Genomic DNA, 22968 nt, shown 5'->3' on the forward strand with positions numbered 1-22968 from the left:
ATTTTATCTATCTTTTTTTGGTTTTTTGCCGAAAAATTGATATAAATCTACTTTTTGTCCTCCATTATATAATTTTCTTTTTTTGGATAATTTTCTTTTTATATTTTTATCAATATTTTCATCTGAAGATATTATAAACATTGACCAAGTATTTAAATTTTTAAATTTTTCATTTATCATTTTTGAAATTTTTGCCTTATCAAATCTTGATAATCTTTCTCCGTATGGTGGATTTGAAATGAAAATTCCAAAATTATCTTTTAAATTTATTTCTTTAAAATCCTTATTTAAAAAAGTAATATCTTCATAAACTCCTGCATTCAAAGCATTATTTTTTGCAAGCTCAATTGCTTTTTTGGATATATCAGAACCTAGAATATTTATTTTTTTCCTATAATCAATTTTTTCATAAGCTTCTTTTTTTATTTTTTCAAATCTTTTTTTGTCATAAAATTTAAAATATGTAAAATCAAAATCTCTATCAAGTCCTGGTGCTATATTTCTTTCTTTTCTTGCAGCCTCAATTAAAATAGTACCTGATCCACAAAATCCATCAAACAAAAACCTATCATCTTTATAAAAAGATAAATCAACAAGCCCTGCTGCCAAATTTTCTCTTATAGGGGCTTTTACACTTCCTTGTCTATAAGCTCTTTTGTGAAGACCATCTCCTGATGTATCAAGGCAAACTGAAACCTTATCTTTTTCAATCATAATTTCAACTTGAACACGAGAGCCTGATTTTTTAAAAGTTGAAATTTTATATTTTCTTTTTAATGAATCAATTATAGCTTTTTCACTTATTGATTGGATTGAAGGAATAGAAAACAATTTTGATTTGTAAGTCCTTGCATTTACAATAAAATTATCGTCGATTTTTAAATAATCAAACCAGTCTATTTTTTTTATATTTTCAAATAATTCTTCAAAGTTTTTTGCAGTAAAAGATTCAATTTCTAAAAATATCCTATCAGCTTCTCTTAAATTTAAATTTAAATAGCCTATATCATCCAAATTTCCATTTAAAATAATTTTTCCATTTAAAACTTCAAAATTTTTGTAATTTTCTTCTTCTAATTGTCTTTTTATTAAGCTTTCCATACCAAAGCTTGTTGTTATTATTATTTTTTCCATAATATATTTATTATATCAAATTCAATGGATTTTAAAAACTTTTATAATTTTGTTATTTTTTATCATGGAAGGGTATTAAATAAGTGTAGATAAAAATTTAGGAGGATTTTATGTTATTAACACAAACAGTTCAATCAGGCGATTGGAAAAATGAAAAACACGTACCAGAATTAGAATATAAAGAACTTGGCGAAGGAAAATATGAAGTTTCTGCTTTTGTCGGAAAAGAAATTGCACACCCAAATACTTTAGAGCATCATATTGTTTGGATTAAAGTTTTCTTTGTTCCTGAAGGTGGCAAATTGCCAGTAGAAATTGCAAATTATAATTTCTCTGCTCATGGCGAAAGTGAAATTTACACTACACCAAAAGCAGTTGGCGAATTTAAATCTGATAAAAAAGGTACATTATTTGCATTATCTTATTGCAATATTCATGGACTTTGGGAAAATTCTTTAGAAATTAAATAAGATTTTATTAAAAAAGGACTGTTGCTAATGAATAAATCATTTTGCAACAGTCCTTTTTAATTTATAAATTTTTAATCAATTGGCAAGAATCCAAAACCAAATAAGCCTGGGCCCGTGTTTGCTCCAAGGCTTGGCGCTATTTGTGAAGTTAAAAATAAAGTGGATTTTTCTTTAAATACTTTTAATTTTTCTTCTAAAATTTCTGATCCTTTTTTATAGCCACCGTTTGAAATTATCATATAATATTTGTCAAATTTTCCCAAATATTCGCTTGCAATTTTTTCCATTTCTTTAAGAACTTTTTTCTCACCTCTGCAAGTTTTTTCTATATGATATTTTCCATCTTCTGGATTACATACAATTATTGGTTTGATATTTAAAAGCTCTCCCACTTTCCCAAATGCTTTTGGCACTCTTCCTCCTGCCACTAGATATTTAAAGCTATCGATTGTAAAAAATATTTTTGATTCTTTTTTCTTATCTTCCAACCTATCTACAATTTCTTTAAATTCATAGCCTTTTTTGATTAAATCTTTTGCATAAATTGCAAGTAAGCCTGTGGTTAGGGCAACTGATTTTGAATCTATTACTTCAATTTCTAAATTGTCGTATTCTATTTGTGAGCACAAATTATAAAAACCTGTGAAATTTTTTGATATAGTTATTATTATTAATTTTTCAAAACCATCATTTTTTATTTCATCAAGTTTTTCTATCAATTCTCCAGGAGATGGCATTGATGTTTTTGGTAATTTTTCGTGCTTTTTAATCCAATTATAAAATTCGTCTGGTTTTAAGTCTACTTGCTCTCTATAAAATTTTCCATCTAAATTTACATAAAATGGCATCATATAAATGCCAAATTCCTTAGCTTTTTCTAAATCTAAATCCGATCCAGAATCTACTAATACTGCTATTTTTCCCATTTTTCTAATCCTTTATATCTACAATAATTTTTTGACCTTTGTCAATAATTGCTCTAAATACAGTTTCTTCTAATTTGATTTCTCTAGCAAATCTTTGGCTTATGCTTTCATGATCTCCACTATGAATTGGAAACATCAATTGGGGCTTTACAGTATCTGCAAATATTTTTGCACCCTTATAATAATTCTCTCCAAGCCTATAATCAACTGGGAAGAAAGCTATATCTATCGAATCTTTTTTGATTTTTTCTACTTGGTCGATAAAAGCATAATACTCTTTTTCTAGTCTTTTGTCATCATAATCTTCCCAAGCCCAATAATTTAAATCGCCCGCATGAAATATTGATAAGGATTCAATATATAAAATTAAAGAAATCCCTTCATCAGTTGAGCCGAAAGTTTTTATAGAAATTTTTCTTCCATTAATATTAATTTCTTTAAATTGATAAGGATCAACAAGATAAACATTTTTAGAATTATACAAAGATTTCAATTGGTCCATGCCAAGTTTATTATCTTTTATATAAATAATATTGTCATCGCTTTCTAAATGTCCAATATCACTTGATAAAATATAAGTATAATTTTTCATATTAGGAATTTTTAAAATTTCCGAAGTATAATGGTCAGAATGTCCATGACTTGCAACAAAAATAACAATTTTATCCTCAGGAATATTTAAAACTCCCTTATAATAATCAAATATAATAAAATAATCCCCTATTTCTACAGTATAACAGGAATGATAAATATAAGTTATTATAATTTTTTCAATCATCAAAATTCTCCTAATTTCTTATAAAATAAATATACCCAAAATCGCCTTGAATTAATGAATTTTTATATTTTTCTGGTAATATAAAAAAAGAAAGGAGCAAGTATGGGAAAAGTTAAGACAAACGCAATGAGAATTTTGGAAAATAATAAGATAGAATACGAAGAAATAGAATATGATTTGGGTGGAGAATTTAAATCAGCCGTAGATGCTGGCAAAAAATCCCACGTAGATTTAAATATAATGTATAAAACCATAGCGACAATATCAAAAGAAAATGAAATAATAATTTATTTACTAAGAAGCTATGATTCAATTGATATGAAAAAAGCTGCAAAAGTTGCAGGCGTTAAAAGCATTTCAATCCTTCCAACCAAAAATTTAAAAGCAAAAGTAGGCTATCAAAGAGGCGAAACCACTCCCCTTGCAATGAAAAAAGATTATCCAGTTTTTATAGATGATAGCGCAAAAGATTTGGATAAAATGATTGTATCAGGTGGAAAATGTGGAGTAAGTTTAAAACTAAATCCATTTGATTTGGCAAAAGTAGTAAATGGAAAATTTGAAAATATAAGACAATGATAATTAAAATATTTAAAAATAAAAAAATATATCAATATAATGCAAAAGACGTATTCGAACTTGATAATAAATTAAAAATTAAAGACTTTTCTAAATTAGAAAAAACAAGTGAAGAAGAAAAAATAATTATAAATTTTAAAAATGACAAAGAAAACGAAAGCTTAAAACTTTTGGTAATCTTGTCTCCAATTTTTATAACAATTTTTGACAATTCCACTTCACTAGATTTTTTTAAGAAAAATTTAGAAAAATCAAATTTTGAATATGGACTCTATCCTAATTTTTTCGAAAATTTTTCTAAAAAAAATTATTTTGAATTTTATAAAAGCCACGACAAAATTGAAGATATTATTTTAAAAGAAGATGAGAGCATAGATTTCAAAATTAATTATCTAGAAAATAAATATCTTTTGGCTTTAGTAGCAATGATAGAAGTAATTTTTTCAAAATACAATAGAAAAAATTTGATAAGATATTTTAAAGAAATTCGAAATGATATAGTAATAAATGGAAGAAGATCAATACTAGCAAATGATATTTACGCTTTTTACTTATCAAAATATTTAGTTAATTGGGCACTAGATTTAATGAAAATTGCAAGATACAAAGATAAAAATAGGTATTTATATATAGATGAAATTTATAAATTAACAAACAATTTAAAAAGACCAATAAAAAAAGATAGTTTAGAATAACTCTACTCTAAACTATCTTTTTTATTTTTACCTCTCATCAAAACCAAAGAGCCTGTTAGAACTAAAATAAGTCCTATAAATAATCTTATTGTGAAATTTTCTCCCAAAATTATTACTGATAAAATTGATCCGAATATTGGGATAAATAATTTGAATACTCCAAATTGGTTTGCGCTATGATTTTGCAAAACTATTGTCCAAATTGTAAATGAAGTTGCTGTGATAAATGCTCCATAAAAAAGCATTAAAAAAGCTTTTAAATTTATAACAACTGGATTTATATATAAAAATCTGCCAAGTATTATTAAAGGAAATGATCCAAATAAAAGCACCATCCCATTTAATATATATGGATCTGAATTTTTTGAATATTTTCTTAATAAAACTGATGCGAAAGCATTAATAAATGTTGATGTAAAAATAAATCCTTCTCCGCTAATTTTAAAGCCACTTCCCATTTTTTGATTTGAATTTACCAAAATAATTCCTGCTGTTCCAATTATTAAGGCTATAATTGTATTTATTGAAATTTTATCTTCTGGAAGTAGAAAAAGTGAAATTATTACAATCATAAATGAATTTGATGTTTGTATGATTGATGATTTTACTCCGCTTGTATTTGAAAGACCTATATAATAGAAAAAATATTGCAAAAAAGTTTGAAGTATTGCAAGAATTATAACTAATTTTATGTTTACTTTAGAAAATGAAATTTTGTTTTTTCCAAAAATTTTGGCATAAAAAAACGCCAAAATCCCTGCCATAAAAAATCTAATTCCAGCTATATAAACTTTTGCAAAGGTGTCGTATGATTCTACCTGCAAAACTTGATAAGTGGATTTAATAAGGGGGATTGCACTCCCCCATAAAAACATTGCTATTAAAGAAAAAATTACTGCATTTTTTTTATTTTTGAGCATATTTCTCCTATCTTTTTTCTCCAAAATATGACAAAGAATACATTCCTGGTCCAACGTGAGATCCAATCAATGAGCCAATTGGTGCAAGGCTTACTTTTGCTTTTGGAAATTTGCTCTCTACCATCTCTTTTAATTTTATAGCATTTTCGTCAAAATAAGCATAGCCTATAAGAACTTCATTAGAAATTTCTGGTTTCCAATTTTTTTTGAAATTATTGAATAATACTTTTATAGCCCTCTTTGTTCCTCTTTCAAGTTTTAAAACTTCAAGAGAACCATCATCTGTAATGTGAATTACTGGCTTTACTTTCAAAAAATCACCTATATCAGCGCTAGTTTTTGAAATTCTTCCGCCCTTATAAAGATATTTAAGACTTTCAACTCCAAATTGTGAAACCATGTATTTTGAATTTTCTTTTATATAAGATGCAACTTGTTCTATATCTTTTCCTTCTTCTTGCATTTTCACAATAATTTGGCACAAAAGTCCTGCACCTGTTGATGCTTGTTTTATATTATAAATATATATTTTTCTATCTGGATATTTTTTATCTAAAATTTCTTTTGCTTTTTGGGCATTTTCAAAAGTTCCTGACAATGCCTCACTTAAACCTATATAAAAAATATCTTCTCCATTTTTTAAAACTTCTTCAAAATATTTTTCAAATGAGGCTAAGTTTACTTGGCTTGTTGATACATTTTTATCTTCTAACATAAATTCATAATATTCATTTAGTTTTTCAATATCTGTACCTATAATTTCATAAATTTCATCTTCCATATTTGATTGCATAGGCACTATGGTAATATTCGATGATTTTATGAAATCAACGTTCATATCGCTAGAACCGTCTGTTATTATTCTAAAATTCATAATTCTCCTTATAGATATTCTCTAATATCTTCAACTTTCACACTAACCTGCTTTCCATCTTCCATATTTTTTACAGAAACCATTTTGTTTTCATATTCTTCTTGTCCAATTATTAAGACTTTTTTTACGCCAATTTTATCTGCATAATTAATTTTTTTCTTAAATTTTCCATCTTCAAGATATATGTCAACCTTTAGACCTTGCTCTTTTAATTTGTTTGCAATATCTATGGCATAAAAATTTAATTTCTCATCCATAGGAATTACAAGACAATCTGTAAATTTAGCTTTATATTTTTCTACAAGACCAAGCTGTTGAAATTGATAAAACAATCTTGTAAGACCAATAGAAAGCCCCACTCCTGGTAAATTTTGTTTTGAGAAATTTCCTGAAAGATTTTCATATCTTCCACCAGAGCATACACTTCCAATTGATTCATAACCATCCAAAAATGTTTCATAAACTGTAGATGTATAGTAATCAAGACCACGAGTAATTGACAAATCAATAATAATTGAATCATCATCAATTCCAAATTTAATCATATAATCATAAACTTCTTTTAATTCATTTAATCCAATTTTATAATTATCATTTAAATTTAGTGATTCAAGATAAGTCAAAAGTTCTTTGTTTTCTCTTTTATTATTTATAAGCTCCATCAATTTATCTGCTTTTTCTTCTCCACAAATTTCTACCAAAAGCTCTTTTGTATTTTCTTCACCGATTTTTGCTTTTTTATCGATTGTTCTTAAAACTTCTTCTTTATCAGAAATTTCAAGCGATTCAAAAAATCCATTCAATAGCTTTCTATTATTAATATGGAACTTTATTCCGTTAAAGTCAAGTTTTTGAAAAATTTCATAAATAACCTTAGGCAAAAGTGCATCATTGTGAATTGACAAAGAATTATTTCCAATAATATCAATATCGCATTGGTAAAATTCCTTGTATCTTCCCTTTTGATTTCTTTCTCCTCTATAAACTTTTGCAATTTGATACCTTTTGAAAGGGAAATTCAAATCAGAAAAATGTTCAGAAACATATCTTGCTAGAGGAACTGTTAAATCAAATCTCAAAGACATATCTTTTTTTGATGAATCAATTCCAAAAATTTGCTTTTCAGTTTCTCCGCCGCCTTTGGCAAATAAAATATCATTTTTTTCTATAGCTGGTGTATCAATTGGTAAAAATTGATAAGACAAAAAAGTTTCTTCAATGATATTTTTTATATAATCAAATGCTAATTGATCTTCTGGTAATAACTCCATCACACCTGCAATAGTTTGTGGTTTTACTATATTCATTTTAATCTCCTAATCATATCCATATTAAAGATCCAGTATCTACTAAATTAGTGTCTGGATATAATAAATTTAATTTTTCCTTATATACTATATTTTTAATTATATCATACGAATTTAATCTTTCTATATTTCCATTAAATAATATAGTATTTTCATCAATTTTTCCAAAACATCCACCCAAAAATCCTTGATCAAATCCGTCAAGAGGAATTTTTTCTTCTTTTAATAAAGTAACTGGCAAAATATTTTTTAATTTTTTGAAAATTCCCATATCACTTGTCAAAATATTTTCATTAAAAACAAGCATAGAACACCTAGAGTAGCCTTGCTTGATAAATAAGTGCTTGATATTTTTTTCTTCAAAAAATAATTTTATATTTTTTTCAGTAAAATCATTGTGGATATAAAAATTTTTAAATTTTACAATATTATAAAGAGCATCATAAGGATATTTTTTTGAAACTTCTTCTCCTTTAATAATATTAATATTTTTTATATTTTTTTTGTAATACTCATAGACATTTTTATCAACTATTAAATTTCTATCATCCAATTTAAATAAAGAAAGATCAGGATGATCTGAAATTCTTTTGTCAAGATTTGGATTATCAATTGTTTTTAAATATTTTATATTTTTAAAATCCAAAAAATCTGTAAATTCTTTTTTTGATTTGTGACTAATAATTAACATATTTCTCCTTAAATTTAGGTACAAAAAAAGTCCTCAACGAGGACAAATTTGGAGGCGCCACCCAGATTTGAACTGGGGATAAAGGTGTTGCAGACCTCTGCCTTACCACTTGGCTATGGCGCCATATTGGAGCGGAAGACGGGATTCGAACCCGCGACCCTCGCCTTGGCAAGGCGATACTCTACCACTGAGCCACTTCCGCAATTATTCTGGTGCCCAGAGGCGGAATCGAACCACCGACACGGGGATTTTCAGTCCCCTGCTCTACCGACTGAGCTATCTGGGCTAAACATTACTTTTATAGTATATGCTAAATTAAAATTCTTGTCAAATTTTTTTAAAATTTCACAAAGAAATAATTTGATTTTTTATTTTTAAATTTACAAAATCAATTTTATTTGCCCATAAAATTTTTCAAAAAAAAGAGCCTTGCAAAACAAATTATTTTTCATAAATTTGCAAAAGCTCTGGTCATAAGGTCGCGAAATTTCTTATCCCTTATTTATATACCCTAGGAAAAATTTATCTTGTAAAATATTAGTAAAATTTATTTTAAATTTTTTGGGTAAAAATATAATATAAGAAATTAGGAGGTTTTATGAAATTTAAATCAATTCACACATGTATATACACAGATAACGATAAGGAAAGTATAAAATTTTATGAAGATGCATTAAATATGCACATTACTAGAAGAAAAGATTACGATGAAGATGAATTTTCTTTAATTTATATGGCAACAGAAGATGGAGCTTACGAACTTGAATTAACATTTAATCACGACGGAAGAAAATATGAGCACGGCTCATATTACGGTCACATGGCATTTAAAACAAAAGAATTCGAAAAAGCCTATGACCTTCACAAAAAAATGGGAGTAGTAAGTCAAGAAATTGGCGGACTTTCTGACGGTTCTGATAAATTTTATTTTATAAAAGACCCTCAAGGTTTTTCTATTGAAATAATTGAAGAAAAATAATAATTATTTGATAATTTATACTTTTTAAAAAAAACGGACCTTTTTAGGTCCGTTTATTTGTGATAAGGTTCATTATTTATAATTTTGTAAGCCCTATAAATTTGTTCAATTAAAATTAATCTCATTAATTTATGGGGAAAAGTCATTTTTGAAAATGATAATTTGTAATCAGCCTTTTGGCTTATTTTTTTTGAAAGACCGTTTGACCCACCAATTACAAAAACTAAATCGCATCCCATCCCATAAGTCATTTGCTCTTTAATTAACTTTGAAAAACTTTCTGATGATAGGCTTTTGCCTTCAATTTCTAGGCTTATAATATAGGAATTTTCTTTAATCTTTTTTAAAATCCTATCAGCTTCCCTATCTTTTACAATTTCCAATTCTTTTTCTGATAAATTTTCAGGAGCTTTTTCGTCATTTACTTCAATTACTTTTAATTTTACGTATGGTTTTAATCGTTTTTCGTACTCGCTTATTGCATCTTTAAAATATTTTTCTTTAATTTTTCCCACACTAACTATTGAAATATTCATTTATTAAATCTCGCTTTTATATAATAAATCGGCATATTTTTATTTCTAAATTTTCTTTCATATTCGCTTATATATTTGCTTTTTTCTTCTGAAATATTTTCATCTTTTTCAATTATATCCATAGAAAATTCTTCAAAATATTTAATCGATGCATCGTACAATTCTTTATTATCTGTCTTTAATTCCAAAACCGCCTTATCTTTTATAATATTTTTGTACCTATTTAAAAATCTCTCGTGGCTAAGTCTTCTTTTGTGGTGGCGTCTTTTTGGCCATGGAGTTGAAAAATTCAAATATATTCTTGAAATTTCTTCTTTTTCAAAAATTTCTTCCAAATTTTCCGCATCTGCTATAAGCCCTCTAACATTTGTAAGTTCATTTTCTCTTATTTTTCTGCTTGCAACAACAAAGGCATTAGTATTTACTTCAAGTCCTATAAAATTTATAGCTGGATTATCCTTAGCAATTTCAATTAAAAAATCTCCCCTGCCAGAGCCAATCTCCAAATATATTTCATTATCATTTCCAAAAATTTCTTTCCACTTTCCCTTATTTTCTTTTCCATCAAAATAAATCAAAGGATTTTCTTTCATTTCTGGAATTGCATTTTCTTTAAATCTTAATCTCATTTTCTATCCTTTCTATTAAGTATTAGTTTACAAAATATCTGCAATAAAAACAAGGAAAAGAAATTTTAAAATTTTAAAATCGCATATACCTATTGACATTATTATACTATGTTGTACAATGTACATAGCAATAAGATGGATTAAATTATTATTGGAAAGGATTGTTATGAATGAAGATTGGATTTCTCAAATTAAACGTGGAACTTTAGAATATGCTATCTTAATTTTAATTAAAAAAAAGGATAGATATGGCTATGATTTAATTCAAACTCTTGAAAAATATCCAATGTTACAAACAAAGGAGAGCACTGTTTACCCACTACTTCGAAGACTTCTAAAAAATAGTTATTTAGAAGCTTATTGGAAAAATATAGAAGAAGGCACTCCTCCAAGAAAATATTATAAAATTACAGAGCTTGGAAATTTTTATTTAAATGCTTTGAAAAGAGATTGGATGATTCTTGTAAAAAATATTTCAGATCTTAGTGAGGAAGAAAAATGAAAAATAGTAAAATTGATAATAATTTAGAAAAATATTTATCAAAAGTAGACAGCAATTTAAAATATATGTCTATTTCTGAAAAAACTGATATTTTAAGTGAACTTAAAAATTCATTTTATGAAAGGCTTAATGATGGACAAAGTTCTGAGTACATAATCTCTCAAATGGAAAGTCCAAAAGACTTAGCATTTTCTTATATGGGCGATAGTATTGTAAAAAGTAGAGATTTTTCCTTTAAAAATTTAATTATGGCTATAGGATTTTATTCTTACGCTTCATTAGCGTGGATTTGTCTTATACCAACTCTTGCAATACTTTCCATATCTTTTTTCTTTTCTAGTGGAATTAGCACATTTGCAGGTGTAATGGGACTATTTAAAGGAATAATTCACATTAAACCAATCGATGAATTAAAATTTATCTTTTTTGGCTTTGAATTAAAAGGGATTCTCGCTTTAATTGCAGGTCTTATTTTAGCCTTGATATTTTTTATAATTGGAATTTTATTTTGGAAAGCTACAATTGCTACAATTAAATTTTTAAAAAATCAAAAAAGAAAATTAAATAATGGAAATTGACAATCCAAAAAAACTTGCAAAAATTATAAATTTAGCTTATAAAAATTTTTTTAAAAAAACTAGGAATTAGCTTAAAACTAATTCCTAGTTTTTTAAATTCCCAAATATGCACTTCTAACAGCAGGATCATTTTTAAGGTTTTCTGCCTTATCTTCTTTTACAATTTTTCCTGTTTCTATTACATAAGCCCTATCCGATATATCTAAGGCAAGATTTGCATTTTGTTCTACAAGCAAAATCGTTGAGCCTTCTTCTTTTAAAACTTTTATCGTTTCGAATATTTTTTCTACATAAAGAGGCGAAAGTCCCATTGATGGTTCGTCTAATAAAAGCAATTTTGGATTTGTCATTATAGCTCTTGCCATAGCAAGCATTTGTTGTTCTCCTCCTGACAAAGTTCCTGCTTTTTGATTTCTCCTATCTTTTAAAACTGGAAAAAGCTCATATATTCTCTCAATTTTTTCTTCTCTTTCTTTGTCTTTTAAATTTGTTGCAACTGAACCTAAATTTATATTATCTACAACTGAAAGATTTGAAAAAACTCTCCTTCCTTCTGGAACTTGTGCAATTCCTAGCCTTGTTATTTTGTATACTTTTTTATTTGTTATATCTTCATCTTCAAAAGTGATTTTTCCGCTTCTTTTTTCAAGCAAAGAAGATATTGCTTGAAGCGTCGTTGTTTTTCCTGCTCCATTTGCTCCAATTAATGAAACTACTTCTTTTTTATTTACTTTTAAAGAAACATCCTTTATAGCGTGGATATTTCCATAATATACATTTAAATTTTCTACATTAAGCATTTTATTCTCCATATCCACTTCCCAAATAGGCGCTTACTACATCATCTTTTTTTACAACTTCTTCTGGTTTTCCTTTTGCTATAACTATTCCGTGATTTAATACGTAGAGTTTTTCGCAAATTCCCAAGACCAATTTCATGTCATGTTCTATCAAAACAATTGATAAATTAAAATTATCTCTTATCATTCTAATTGTATCCATCAATGACTCTGTTTCAATTGCATTCATACCTGCAGCCGGCTCGTCTAATAATAATAATTTTGGATTTGTAGCAAGAGCTCTTGCTATTTCTAATTTTCTTTGGGCTCCATAGGATAAATTTCCTGCACTATCATTCGCATAAGCTGCAAGTCCCAAAATTTTTAAAATATCCAAGGCTTTTTTTGTTGCTTCTCTTTCTTCTTTCCAATAATTTTTAAGCCTAAGCATTCCGTCAACAATTTTATATCTCATATCTCTGTTCATAGATACTTTTACATTATCTACAACTGATAAGTAATCAAATAATCTTATATTTTGAAAAGTTCTTGCTATACCTTTTTGACTTAGTTTGTGAACAGGTAAGCCTGTTATATTTTCTCCATCTAAATAAATCGCTCCTTCTGTTGGTTCATAAACTCCACTTAGCATATTAAAAACTGTAGTTTTTCCTGCTCCATTTGGCCCAATTAAACCAATTAAATCTTTTTCTTTTACATCAAGATTAAATCCATTTACTGCCTTCAATCCTCCAAAGGAGATGGAAATATTATCACATTTTAATACCGATCTTCTTTTATCCATTTTTTACTCCTTCTTTGTTGATTTTTCTTTTAAATTTTGCAATTTGTCTTGAAATAGAAAATTCTTCTCTTCCCATTAAGCCTTGTGGTCTAAATATCATAACAATTACTAAGATTACAGAATAAATTATCATCCTATATTCTGCGAATGCTCTTAACATTTCTGGAACTATGGTTAATGTTATAGTTGAAATTACTGATCCTGTAAATGAACCCATTCCTCCTAAAACAACCATTACTAAAATATCAAAACTTTTATTATAATTAAATACATCGGCTGCTATTACTCCAGTTGTTTGAGCGTATATTGCTCCAGCGACTCCAGCAAAAAGCGCTGATAAAGTAAAGGCAAATATTTTAGATTTTGTTGTATTTATTCCACAGCTTTCAGCGGCAAGCTCATTATCTTTTATTGCCAAAACTGATCTACCAAATCTTGATGTCATAATTGAATACATAAATACAACGCACAAAACTGTAACAAAAAATACTAAAGCAAAAGAATCAACTGTAGGTATTCCTGCCATTCCTTGAGCGCCACCAGTAATAGATAAATTTTCTACAACAACCCTAATTATTTCTCCAAAAGCCAAGGTTACTATAGCAAGATAATCTCCGTTTAACCTCAATACTGGTATTCCGATTGCAAGAGAAAATAAAAATGCAAACAGCCCTCCAATTAATAAGGCTATAAAAAATCCTGGTATTCCTTCTATTATTCCAGTTTTCAAAAAAATTCCTGCACTATATGCACCTATTGACATAAAACCTGCATGTCCCAAGGTTATCTGTCCCAAATTTCCTACGGTTATATTTAGTGAAATTGAAAGTATTATATTGATACACAATAAAAATAGAATTGATTGCCAATAAGAATCGATTATTCCACTTAAAATTAATATTTGAATAATTGCAAATGAAACTAATACAAGGACAAAGCTAACTAGATATGATGTTTTTTTATTTTTATCCATTTTATACTTTCTCCTTTTCCATATTTCCCAAAATTCCAGTTGGTTTTACTATTAAAACTAAAATTAATACCAAAAATACTATTGCATCTGCGTATGAGCTTGAAAGATATGCTCTAGTCATAACTTCTATCATTCCCAAAATAAATCCACCAATTACAGCTCCTGGTATTGAACCAATTCCTCCAACAACTGCTGCTGTAAAAGCTTTTATTCCTAGCATAGAACCTATAAAAGGAGTTATTTGAGGATATGATGAAACATACAATAAAGATGCAACTCCAGCAAGAGCAGAGCCAATTGCAAAAGTCATAGTCATAGTATTATCTACATTTATTCCAACAAGACTTGACGCCTTATAATCTTCGCTAACAGCAAGCATCATCTTGCCATATTTTGTTTTAGAAATAAAAATTTGCAAAATTATTGTAAGAATAATAGTTAAAACTATTGTAAAAATTGTTTGAAAAGATAATCTTATTCCAAAAATATTTAAGCTAGCTTGATTAAATAGACTTGGAACAGGTCTTGCGTTAGCAGTAAAAACTTTTACAAATAAATTTTCCAAAAATAAAGATACTCCTATAGCAGTAATTAAAATTGAAATTGATGAAGAATTCCTCAAAGGTTTGTAAGCAATTCTTTCTATTACAACTCCCAAAAGTGTACAAGCAATAATTGCCGGTATTATTGACAAATAAAATGGTAAACCACTTCTGAAAAGACTTGTTTGAACAACAAAAAATATTGTATAAGCGCCTACCATTATAATATCTCCATGGGCAAAATTTATTAATTTTGCTACCCCATAAACCATTGTATAACCCAAGGCTATTAAAGCGTATATTGATCCTAATTGTAGACCATTAAAAAGTTGAATTAAAAAATCCATAAAATCTCCTTAAAATTTAAGGGGTTTTGCTAGCTAGCAATCCCCCTTTTTATTAATTTTCATCAGCTGTTACTGTTGAATTAAATTTATATGTTCCATCTTTTATTTCCATCATTGATGCTGATTTGATTGGATTATGATTTTCATTAAATTTAAATTTGCCAGTTATTCCATCAAATTCTATAGCTTTAATTTTTTCTATAATCTTATCACTTTCTTCGCTTTTCGCTTGTTCAATAGCTTGTTTTAATAAATAAATTGTATCGTATGACAAAGCAGAAAAAGCTGAAGGATCTTCTTTATTTTCTTCTTTATATTTTTTTACAAAATCTTTTACTCTTTGGTCATCACTATCTAAAGCAAAGTGATTTGAAAAACATGAGCCTTCTACCAATCCTAATTGAGATTTATCCATTACATTTACAACTCCATCCCAACCATCAGAACCAATAAATTTTGCATCAATTCCAGCATCTCTTGCTTGTGGAGCTATAAGAGCAACTTTTTCGTAATAATCAGGAACTAATAATACATCTGGTTTTGCTTTTGCAATTTTTGTAAGTTGTGCCTTAAAATCATTGTCATTATCTCCATAAGATTCATCAGCAACTAAATCAAGTTTTAATTTTTCTACTTCTTTTTTAAATTCATCAGCAATTCCATTTGAATAATCTGAAGAAGTATTTCTGAGGATAGCTACTTTTTTTGCTTTTTGATTTTCTGATGCAAATTTTGCTAATAATTTTCCTTGATAAGGATCAGTAAAGCAAGTTCTAAATACATTATCTTTGCCTTCTGTAATATTTCCTTGAGTTCCTGTTGGAGTTATCATAGCAATTCCATCTTTTTTTGCAATTTCAGAAACTGCTAGAGCAGGTTTTGATGTAATAGGCCCTACAATTGCTGTTACTTTTTCTCCTTTTAATTTATTGTATGCAGTTGTTGAATCTGTTATTTCTCCCTTATCATCATAAGAAATCCATTCGATTTTTTTGCCATTAATTCCACCATTTTTATTTATCTCATCAACAGCTAACAAAGCTCCTTTTTCTGATGAATTTCCATAATTTGAAACTGGACCAGTTTGTGGTATTATTGCTCCAATTTTAATTGTGTCAGAATTCTCAGATTTTTTATTTTCTCCATTTTTTGCTTGACATCCTGCAAATGCAAATATTGATGCAAAAGCTAAGGTCATTAATTTTTTTGTTTTTTTCATTTTTTCCTCCACATATTTTTTTAATAATTAAGTATAAATAAAGATTAAAATTTATAATAATAATAATTATGGCACAGGATTTTCATCTTGTCAAATGTTTTTTGCTTGATTATTTTATTGTCTTTTTTTCAACGCTTATCTTGTTATTATTTTTTGATTTTTAAAATGAATATTTATTTATAATTTTATGCAAAGGTATATTTATTATTTATTTAATGTTAAATAATGCTTTATGGTTTATTTATGTGATTTTATTTTAAAATATTTATTTTACGATAGTTTACAAAGGTTACAATTTCGCACTTTTCTTGATATTTTTTATTTTTTCGCCTATAATAAAATTCATTGGGGGACACATGAGAAAACAAAAACAAATTGATTCATTTACTTTTTTAAGAGCTATTTTTATTATTGCTATTTCCATATTTCATTCATCAGTACAATTTCTTCCTGGTGGTTTTATGGCAGTAATTGGCTTTTTTGTAATGAGTGGATTTTTAATGATGAAAAAATTAAATACTATAGATGATTATGATTTTAATGAATTTAAATCAATTATTAAAAAAAGATTCAAAAAGCTATTGCCAAGTTTATATTTTGTTATAAGCCTATCTTTGATTTTTGCATTGATTTTTTCAAGAATAATCTTTCATGATTCTATAAAATCATCTTTACCTACAGCCCTTTCTTTTCAAAATTTATATCAAATTTTTAAGGGTGGTTCATATTTTACAAAAAATGGATATTTTGATATGTTTACACATTTTTGGTATATATCCATGCAAGTTCAATTTATCCTTATTTTTTATTTGGTAAACTATTTTATAAATAAATATAAGGATAAATTTTCTGGTAAGAATATAAAAATTTATATTTTTATTCTTATTTCAGCAATAAGTATTTTGTTGATGATCATTTTTTCTTTTGATAAAAATAATATTTCAAGAATTTATTATGGACCTGACGCTAGAATAAATGCTATTTTTATTGGAGCACTTGCTTATCTTTTGATAGATTATTTTTCAAAAATTTTTGAATTTGCTAAGGAGAAAAATTTTTCTGAAAAATATATTTTGTATGCTCTTTTGTTTTTAACTTTTATCGCTTACTTTTTTGTAAGGGGTGAAAACTTATATACTTACAGAATAATAATGCCAATTTACACCCTTATTCAAGCGTTATTAATTGGAGTTTTGTACTCTTATGAAAAGGAAAATAAATTTGTAATAAAGAAAAAAGAAATGGGAATTTTCAAAACTTTCCTTTATTATATAGGCCTTAGATCTTATTACATTTATTTGTGGCAATATATAATAAGCACTTTTCTTTCTTACGCTTTTGCCCACACAAGCAAAAGTAGGATTATAGCTTATATTTTGGAAATAATTATTGTTTTGATTTTATCAGAGCTAACTTACGTTATTTTAAATAGAAAATTTGATTTTAAAAAATATTTTATTATCACATCTGCTCTTATTTTAGGATTAAATGCTTTGGCATTTTTTATTCCAAATCCTAAGGAAAAAGATATGAAAGAGCTTGAAAAAAGAATAAGTGAAAATCAAGATAATATAAAGAAAAACAATGAGAAATATGTAAAAGAGCAAAAGAAAAAAGAAAATAAAGAAAATTTAGATAAATCTAAAAATCAGATTTCAAACGAGAACAAAGAAACAGATCCAAAGCAAAATGAAAGTAACAAAGAAGATGAAAATAAAGATAAAGAAGAAAACAAAGAGCCTTCTTTTGAAAAGAAAGCTTATGATGATTTCAATTTTACTGATAAGGAAAAAGAATTTTTAAAAAATACTTCTATTACTGCTGTTGGCGATTCTGTTTTGATTAATATTGATCCATTTTTGAGAGAATTTAATCCAAATCTTTACCTTGATGGAGAGGTTGGCAGACAAATGACGGATGGTCCAAAAGTATTGCAAAATATAAAAAATAAAAATGGCCTTGGAAATATTGTTCTTGTAAGCCTTGGTTCTAACGGAACTTTAAGCGAGCAAAATATGGTAGATATTTTAAATATTTCTGAAGGCAGAAAAGTTTATTTTGTTAATACTGTAAACAGTCAATCTTGGGAGATGACTATTAATTCTAAAATTAAAAAATTCTGTGATGAAAATAAAAATGCATACATGGTTGATTGGTATAAATTTGCAAAGGAAAAAGCAAATTTATTTGCAAAAGATATGGTTCATCCAGAAGTTGAAGGTTCAAAAGCTTATAGAAATCTAATTGAAAGAGAAATAATAAATTCTTTTGCTAAGTAATAATTAAATAATGTATATCTAAAAGCGTAGAAGTCTTAGATGACTTTCTTCGCTTTTATTTTTTTGAAAATTTCCATTTTAAAACCTCTATACTGTTCTAATCAAAAAAATTATTTGAAATATTTTGCAAATTTAAAATAGACTTTATCAATAGCCTAAGAATATTTTTGTTGTATAATAGCAAATGAGGTGAATTATGATAGATTATTTAAAAGAAATAAATTTAGATCAAAATTTAATAGATAAAATAATAGAATTTAGAAAAGCAAATATAGATGAAGAAGACAAGGATAGAATTGTTAAACCAGAATTTAAATATTATGGGGAAGATGTTTTAAAAAAAGCAATCACTGCTATTCTTTCTGGAAAAAATATTTTACTTTCTGGCCCAAAAGCTACAGGAAAAAATGTCTTGGCTCAAAATCTTTCCTATATTTTTAATCGTCCATCATGGGATATTTCTTTTCACGTAAATACTGATTACAATTCCTTGGTTGGAGCTGATACTTTTAAAGACGGAAAAGTAGTTTTTAGAAAGGGTCCTGTTTATGAATGTGCAAAAAAAGGTGGATTTGGAGTTTTAGATGAAATAAATATGGCAAAAAATGAAGCTATCTCTGTTCTTCACGCAACTTTAGACCACAGACGTGTTATTGATATTCCAGGCTATGACAAAATAAAACTTGACGATAAGACAAGATTTATTGCAACTATGAATTATGGTTATGTTGGAACAAGAGAAGTAAATGAAGCACTCGCATCAAGGTTTATGGTTATAAATATGCCAAATATTACAAGGGAAAATTTAAAACACCTGTTAAAAGATAAGTTTCCAAAATTAAAAGACAAATATATGAATACTTTTATAGATATTTTTGAATCTCTCCAAGAAAAAAGTGAAAATTCAGAAATTTCTACAAAATCAGTCGACCTTAGGGGACTAATTTCTGCAATTGAAACTATGGAAATTGGACTTAACCCATACGATGCAATTGAAATGGGACTTATTAATAAATCTTTTGATGAATTTGAAAGAGAGCTTGTAAGAGATAGCGTTGATTCAAAACTTCCAAAAGAAATTAAAGAGAGTGTATTTGATGACTGATACTTTTGAAAAGTTAAGGGCCATGAATGTAATTTGGGATTTTGCTGATGATTATAAAATTTTTCCCAAGTCCTACTATCCCATGGATAAAAATTACAAAAATATAATTGAGGGATACAAGTTTAAAAATTTTAGGCTTGATTTATTTTCTTCCTTTTTTTCTTATCTAAAAAAAGACAACCCTTTTTTTGAAGAATTTAAGGCAATCACCCTTCTTTTGTTGGAAGATTTATCCTACAAAAAATTAGAAAAAACAAATCTTGTTATAAAAGATTTAAGAAAATCCTATGCAAAAAAAATTCTCGACAAATACCAATACAAAAAAGAAACCGACAATGTTTATGAACAAATCGAAAAAGCCTACTATGGGAAAATTTTTAATAAACCCATAACCGAAGCAAAACTTGTAAGAGATTTTTATTATGAGCTTTTTTCAATTGATACTTACAAATCAAGTGAGATTATAGATAAATTAAATGATCTTTTTAAAAAATATTTTCTTTTTGAAAGATTTGACCAATACAATGAACTTTTTGATCAAATGGTAAAGGAAGAAAAGCCCAAAAATTTTGACCACGAAGATTTGGAAGAGGCTGATGTTGAAAAAAATATTGAAGACCAATTTCAAATTCAATCTGCGGAGTTTAATGGTTATATTTATTTTGAAGAAAAAAAAGAAGATATGAACAAGGATATATTTATCTTTGAAAAATCTGATAAGGAAAAAGAAAAAAGAGAAGATTCCTTTATTGAAGATTTTTATGGAAAACTTTCTATAAGCAAAAAAAGGCAAGAATTATTAGAAAAAGAACTTGCCAAGGGTATCCATAAGTCAAAAAAATTGTATTTTACAAAGGGAGAATACACTGATTCTCCAAATGCAAGATTCAATCAGAAAGTTAGAAAAAAACAAAGGGAAAAAACAAAAGAATATATTGAAAATAATCTTTCAATAAACAACAGAGCTGTAAATGAGCTTACAAGAACTATAGAAAATTCTCTGGCAAATCACGAAGAAGATGAGCTTTACAGAAAAAATTATGGACTTCTTGATTCTATAAATGTTTGGAGGGCTCCTGTTTTAAATGAATCAAAAGTATTTTTTTCAAATAACAAAGATCCAAAACCAAAATTTCAAATGGATTTACTAATTGATGGATCTGCAAGCCAAATTAAAAGGCAAAATCTTGTTGCAAACCAAGCTTTTATAATTGCAAATGCCATGGACAAGGTAAATATTCCAATAAGAGTTTCTTCATTTTCAACTTTGAGAGATTATACAGTTTTTAATATGTACAGGGATTTTAAAGACAAGGGCAATAATGAAAATATTTATAATTTTTTCGCATCAGGTGCAAATAGAGATGGCCTTGCCTTTAAAACAATCCACAAATTAATCAATGAAGATAAAAATGAAAGCGTAAGAAAAATTTTAATAATTTTATCAGACGGTCGCCCAAACGATGAAAAACACAATATAAATACAGTAAACGCAAAAATCAAGGACCAATATATAGACAAAAAAGCAGTTGATGATACTGCAAAAGAAATAAGAGCTTTAAAAAGCGATGGAATCCAAGTTTTGGGAGTTTTTACTGGAGAAGATGAAGATATAGAAAATGCAAAATTAATTTATGGAGCAGATTTTTGTAGGATAAAAAATCTAGAAAATTTCTCCAAAATTGTTTCAATTTATATGAAAAATTTAATAGCAAATTAAAATTGGCTGGCAAAAATTATAAACTATAATAATTTATAATTTTTACCAGCCTTTTAAATTATTTTTTATTTTTTCTTAGAAAATTTATGGTAAAGACGATTTACCATTTTCATAACTTCAGGAATTCTTGCAAATAAAATTGTAAGCGCATAAAATATTGCTGCTATTATTATGGCAATAAACATAGCCAAAAGATATGACAATTTCCCACTCAAATTTCCATAAATAACACTTGCAATTAATCCCATCAAAATTGATAAAACTGTAATTTTTATCAAAGATTTTAAAGAAGTCTTGAAATTAATTCTTCCAAAATTTTTCCTAAATTTTATTAACATCATAGTTGCACCAGCCGCAGCAGAAATTGCTGTTGCTAGGGCAAGACCTTGAATATCAAAAAATTGTATCAAAATAAAATTTAAAATTATATTTATTATTTGTTGGATTACTACAATTATTACAGGAGATTTTGAATCCCCAACTGCATAAAATCCCTTGTCAATTACATCAGAAAATGATTGAAAAATAACAAATGGTGCATAGGCAATTAGCATGGATGCTGTAACTATTACAGATTTATTGTCAAAAGCTCCCCTTTGATAAACCAATTTTATTATTGGCTCTGCCAAAGACATCATTCCAATTGTTGCTGGTATTACCAAAAGCATAGTCAAAACTATAGCTGAATTTATTTGAATTTTCATATTTTCTATATCGCCTTTTTGTCCCAAATGTGAAATGGTAGGAAATATTGAAGTTGTAACTGAAACTGTTATTACTCCTGTAATCAGTGCCAAAAGTGTTTTTGAATATCTCAAAAATGATATTGATGCATTTCCAAAAAAGTATGATGCCATAGAATTATCTACTGTAAGAGCTATCTCTCCTGCAGCTGATGAAACTATGACAGGAATTGCAATCATAATTAAAGATTTAATATATTTATTGTGAATATCTATTTTTTTCTTGTATTTATATCCATGCTCCCTATTTGCCTTAGGAAACATTATATATTGCAAAACATTTCCCAACAAACAACCTATAGCAAGTAGGTAAGGATTTTTGGCAAGTCCACTTATAATTGTAAAGGCAATTATAATTATATTCATAATCAAGCCAGTTACAGCTGGAATAAAAAAATTGCCTTTTAAATTTAAATATCCCCTAAAAACAGCTGAATATAAATATGCAAATATTGCAAACATTATAATTCTTGTAAAAACTATGGCAGTATGTAAAAGTTCGCCTTTTAAATCTGGTGAAAATAATTTACAAAATGCTCCAGCAAAAATAAAACCAAAAATAACTGCTAAAAGACCAAATACCATCAAGATATTAAAAATATTTGATGTGAATTCTTCAGCTACCTCTTCGCCCTCTTCATTTTTTGCCTTGGTATAAATTGGAATAAAACCATATATAATACCAGATGCAACAAAATTTGCTATTACTACAGGAAGAGTATTAGCAACAGCATAAATTGCAACTATATCCCCCGCTCCATAAAAATAAGCCATAACAGATTCTCTCAAAAATCCAAAAACTTTAGAAAGAATTGTTACAAGCATTAACATAAAAGCAGTTTGTCCCATAATTACCTC

Annotated in this window: 24 protein-coding genes and 3 tRNA genes; 9 read left to right on the forward strand and 18 right to left on the reverse strand. The window is 27.2% G+C overall.

Going from position 1 to position 22968, the window contains the following annotated elements; genetic code table 11:
* Positions 1–3 precede the first annotated feature (3 nt).
* Positions 4–1134, reverse strand: a complete 1131-nt coding sequence (locus HMPREF2782_RS05195; RefSeq protein ID WP_070641369.1) for a THUMP domain-containing class I SAM-dependent RNA methyltransferase — start codon at positions 1132–1134, stop codon at positions 4–6.
* A 110-nt stretch (positions 1135–1244) separates the two neighbouring features.
* Here HMPREF2782_RS05195 and HMPREF2782_RS05200 point away from each other — a divergent pair, with 110 nt between their 5' ends.
* Complete coding sequence (locus HMPREF2782_RS05200; protein WP_004838249.1) at positions 1245–1604, forward strand: desulfoferrodoxin family protein; 360 nt, start codon at positions 1245–1247, stop codon at positions 1602–1604.
* A gap of 71 nt (positions 1605–1675) precedes the next feature.
* Here HMPREF2782_RS05200 and HMPREF2782_RS05205 read toward each other — a convergent pair whose 3' ends face one another.
* Positions 1676–2530 carry a DegV family protein gene (locus tag HMPREF2782_RS05205; RefSeq protein ID WP_070641370.1) on the reverse strand — a complete coding sequence of 285 codons (855 nt, stop codon included), beginning with the start codon at positions 2528–2530 and terminating at the stop codon, positions 1676–1678.
* 4 nt (positions 2531–2534) lie between these two features.
* Complete coding sequence (locus tag HMPREF2782_RS05210) at positions 2535–3308, reverse strand: MBL fold metallo-hydrolase (RefSeq protein ID WP_019118107.1); 774 nt, start codon at positions 3306–3308, stop codon at positions 2535–2537.
* A gap of 102 nt (positions 3309–3410) precedes the next feature.
* Here HMPREF2782_RS05210 and HMPREF2782_RS05215 point away from each other — a divergent pair, with 102 nt between their 5' ends.
* Together HMPREF2782_RS05215 and HMPREF2782_RS05220 are read left to right on the forward strand one after the other, a co-directional pair.
* Positions 3411–3887: a YbaK/EbsC family protein gene (locus tag HMPREF2782_RS05215; RefSeq protein ID WP_070607887.1), complete on the forward strand. Its 477-nt coding sequence runs from the start codon at positions 3411–3413 to the stop codon at positions 3885–3887.
* On the forward strand, positions 3884–4582 hold the full coding sequence (locus tag HMPREF2782_RS05220; protein WP_070641371.1) for a hypothetical protein: 699 nt from the start codon (positions 3884–3886) through the stop codon (positions 4580–4582). Before HMPREF2782_RS05215 ends, HMPREF2782_RS05220 begins: the two co-directional genes overlap by 4 nt.
* Before the next feature lie 2 nt (positions 4583–4584).
* Here the strand turns inward: HMPREF2782_RS05220 and HMPREF2782_RS05225 are convergent, their stop codons facing one another.
* From HMPREF2782_RS05225 to HMPREF2782_RS05255, 7 genes are all read right to left on the reverse strand, one after another.
* Positions 4585–5502, reverse strand: a complete 918-nt coding sequence (locus HMPREF2782_RS05225; RefSeq protein ID WP_070641372.1) for a DMT family transporter — start codon at positions 5500–5502, stop codon at positions 4585–4587.
* Between the two features lie 7 nt (positions 5503–5509).
* Positions 5510–6376: a DegV family protein gene (locus tag HMPREF2782_RS05230; protein WP_070641373.1), complete on the reverse strand. Its 867-nt coding sequence runs from the start codon at positions 6374–6376 to the stop codon at positions 5510–5512.
* A gap of 8 nt (positions 6377–6384) precedes the next feature.
* Positions 6385–7683 carry a histidine--tRNA ligase gene (gene hisS, locus HMPREF2782_RS05235; RefSeq protein WP_070641374.1) on the reverse strand — a complete coding sequence of 433 codons (1299 nt, stop codon included), beginning with the start codon at positions 7681–7683 and terminating at the stop codon, positions 6385–6387.
* Between the two features lie 13 nt (positions 7684–7696).
* Positions 7697–8374, reverse strand: a complete 678-nt coding sequence (locus HMPREF2782_RS05240; protein ID WP_070641375.1) for a DUF6873 family GME fold protein — start codon at positions 8372–8374, stop codon at positions 7697–7699.
* Positions 8375–8423: 49 nt separating this feature from the next.
* A tRNA-Cys gene (locus HMPREF2782_RS05245) sits at positions 8424–8497 on the reverse strand.
* Positions 8498–8501: 4 nt separating this feature from the next.
* A tRNA-Gly gene (locus HMPREF2782_RS05250) sits at positions 8502–8576 on the reverse strand.
* Between the two features lie 8 nt (positions 8577–8584).
* Positions 8585–8660, reverse strand: a tRNA-Phe gene (locus tag HMPREF2782_RS05255).
* A 312-nt stretch (positions 8661–8972) separates the two neighbouring features.
* Here HMPREF2782_RS05255 and HMPREF2782_RS05260 point away from each other — a divergent pair.
* Positions 8973–9353 (forward strand): VOC family protein, encoded by a 381-nt coding sequence (locus HMPREF2782_RS05260; protein ID WP_070607900.1) that lies wholly within the window; start codon positions 8973–8975, stop codon positions 9351–9353.
* 53 nt (positions 9354–9406) lie between these two features.
* Here HMPREF2782_RS05260 and rlmH read toward each other — a convergent pair whose 3' ends face one another.
* Positions 9407–9889: a 23S rRNA (pseudouridine(1915)-N(3))-methyltransferase RlmH gene (rlmH, locus tag HMPREF2782_RS05265; RefSeq protein ID WP_070641376.1), complete on the reverse strand. Its 483-nt coding sequence runs from the start codon at positions 9887–9889 to the stop codon at positions 9407–9409.
* On the reverse strand, positions 9886–10518 hold the full coding sequence (trmB, locus tag HMPREF2782_RS05270; protein WP_070641377.1) for a tRNA (guanosine(46)-N7)-methyltransferase TrmB: 633 nt from the start codon (positions 10516–10518) through the stop codon (positions 9886–9888). Before trmB ends, rlmH begins: the two co-directional genes overlap by 4 nt.
* A gap of 166 nt (positions 10519–10684) precedes the next feature.
* Here trmB and HMPREF2782_RS05275 point away from each other — a divergent pair, with 166 nt between their 5' ends.
* The gene (locus HMPREF2782_RS05275; RefSeq protein WP_070641378.1) at positions 10685–11020 is read left to right on the forward strand and encodes a PadR family transcriptional regulator; all 336 of its coding nucleotides are present in this window, start codon (positions 10685–10687) and stop codon (positions 11018–11020) included.
* Positions 11017–11598: a DUF1700 domain-containing protein gene (locus HMPREF2782_RS05280; protein ID WP_070641379.1), complete on the forward strand. Its 582-nt coding sequence runs from the start codon at positions 11017–11019 to the stop codon at positions 11596–11598. Before HMPREF2782_RS05275 ends, HMPREF2782_RS05280 begins: the two co-directional genes overlap by 4 nt.
* A 92-nt stretch (positions 11599–11690) precedes the next feature.
* On the opposite strand, the gene HMPREF2782_RS05285 is transcribed toward HMPREF2782_RS05280, so the two are convergent.
* The 5 genes from HMPREF2782_RS05285 to HMPREF2782_RS05305 are packed head-to-tail and all read right to left on the reverse strand — an operon-like array spanning position 11691 to position 16263.
* On the reverse strand, positions 11691–12398 hold the full coding sequence (locus HMPREF2782_RS05285; RefSeq protein WP_070641380.1) for an ABC transporter ATP-binding protein: 708 nt from the start codon (positions 12396–12398) through the stop codon (positions 11691–11693).
* A gap of 1 nt (position 12399) precedes the next feature.
* Complete coding sequence (locus tag HMPREF2782_RS05290) at positions 12400–13182, reverse strand: ABC transporter ATP-binding protein (protein WP_004838210.1); 783 nt, start codon at positions 13180–13182, stop codon at positions 12400–12402.
* On the reverse strand, positions 13175–14155 hold the full coding sequence (locus HMPREF2782_RS05295; RefSeq protein WP_070607907.1) for a branched-chain amino acid ABC transporter permease: 981 nt from the start codon (positions 14153–14155) through the stop codon (positions 13175–13177). The genes HMPREF2782_RS05290 and HMPREF2782_RS05295 overlap by 8 nt, the downstream gene beginning before the upstream one ends.
* Before the next feature lies 1 nt (position 14156).
* Positions 14157–15044: a branched-chain amino acid ABC transporter permease gene (locus HMPREF2782_RS05300; RefSeq protein ID WP_070641381.1), complete on the reverse strand. Its 888-nt coding sequence runs from the start codon at positions 15042–15044 to the stop codon at positions 14157–14159.
* Between the two features lie 52 nt (positions 15045–15096).
* A complete protein-coding gene (locus HMPREF2782_RS05305) occupies positions 15097–16263 on the reverse strand; it encodes an ABC transporter substrate-binding protein (RefSeq protein ID WP_070641382.1) in 1167 nt (388 codons plus the stop codon).
* A 356-nt stretch (positions 16264–16619) separates the two neighbouring features.
* Here HMPREF2782_RS05305 and HMPREF2782_RS05310 point away from each other — a divergent pair, with 356 nt between their 5' ends.
* The 3 genes from HMPREF2782_RS05310 (at position 16620) to HMPREF2782_RS05320 (ending at position 21367) form a co-directional block, all read left to right on the forward strand.
* A complete protein-coding gene (locus tag HMPREF2782_RS05310; protein WP_070641383.1) occupies positions 16620–18542 on the forward strand; it encodes an acyltransferase family protein in 1923 nt (640 codons plus the stop codon).
* 196 nt (positions 18543–18738) lie between these two features.
* On the forward strand, positions 18739–19647 hold the full coding sequence (locus tag HMPREF2782_RS05315; RefSeq protein WP_070641384.1) for an AAA family ATPase: 909 nt from the start codon (positions 18739–18741) through the stop codon (positions 19645–19647).
* Positions 19640–21367: a vWA domain-containing protein gene (locus HMPREF2782_RS05320; protein WP_070641385.1), complete on the forward strand. Its 1728-nt coding sequence runs from the start codon at positions 19640–19642 to the stop codon at positions 21365–21367. Before HMPREF2782_RS05315 ends, HMPREF2782_RS05320 begins: the two co-directional genes overlap by 8 nt.
* 65 nt (positions 21368–21432) lie before the next feature.
* Here the strand turns inward: HMPREF2782_RS05320 and murJ are convergent, their stop codons facing one another.
* A complete protein-coding gene (murJ, locus tag HMPREF2782_RS05325) occupies positions 21433–22959 on the reverse strand; it encodes a murein biosynthesis integral membrane protein MurJ (protein WP_070641386.1) in 1527 nt (508 codons plus the stop codon).
* Positions 22960–22968 lie beyond the last annotated feature (9 nt).

This window comes from Anaerococcus sp. HMSC068A02 (assembly GCF_001811125.1).
GTDB lineage: Bacteria > Bacillota > Clostridia > Tissierellales > Peptoniphilaceae > Anaerococcus > Anaerococcus vaginalis_C.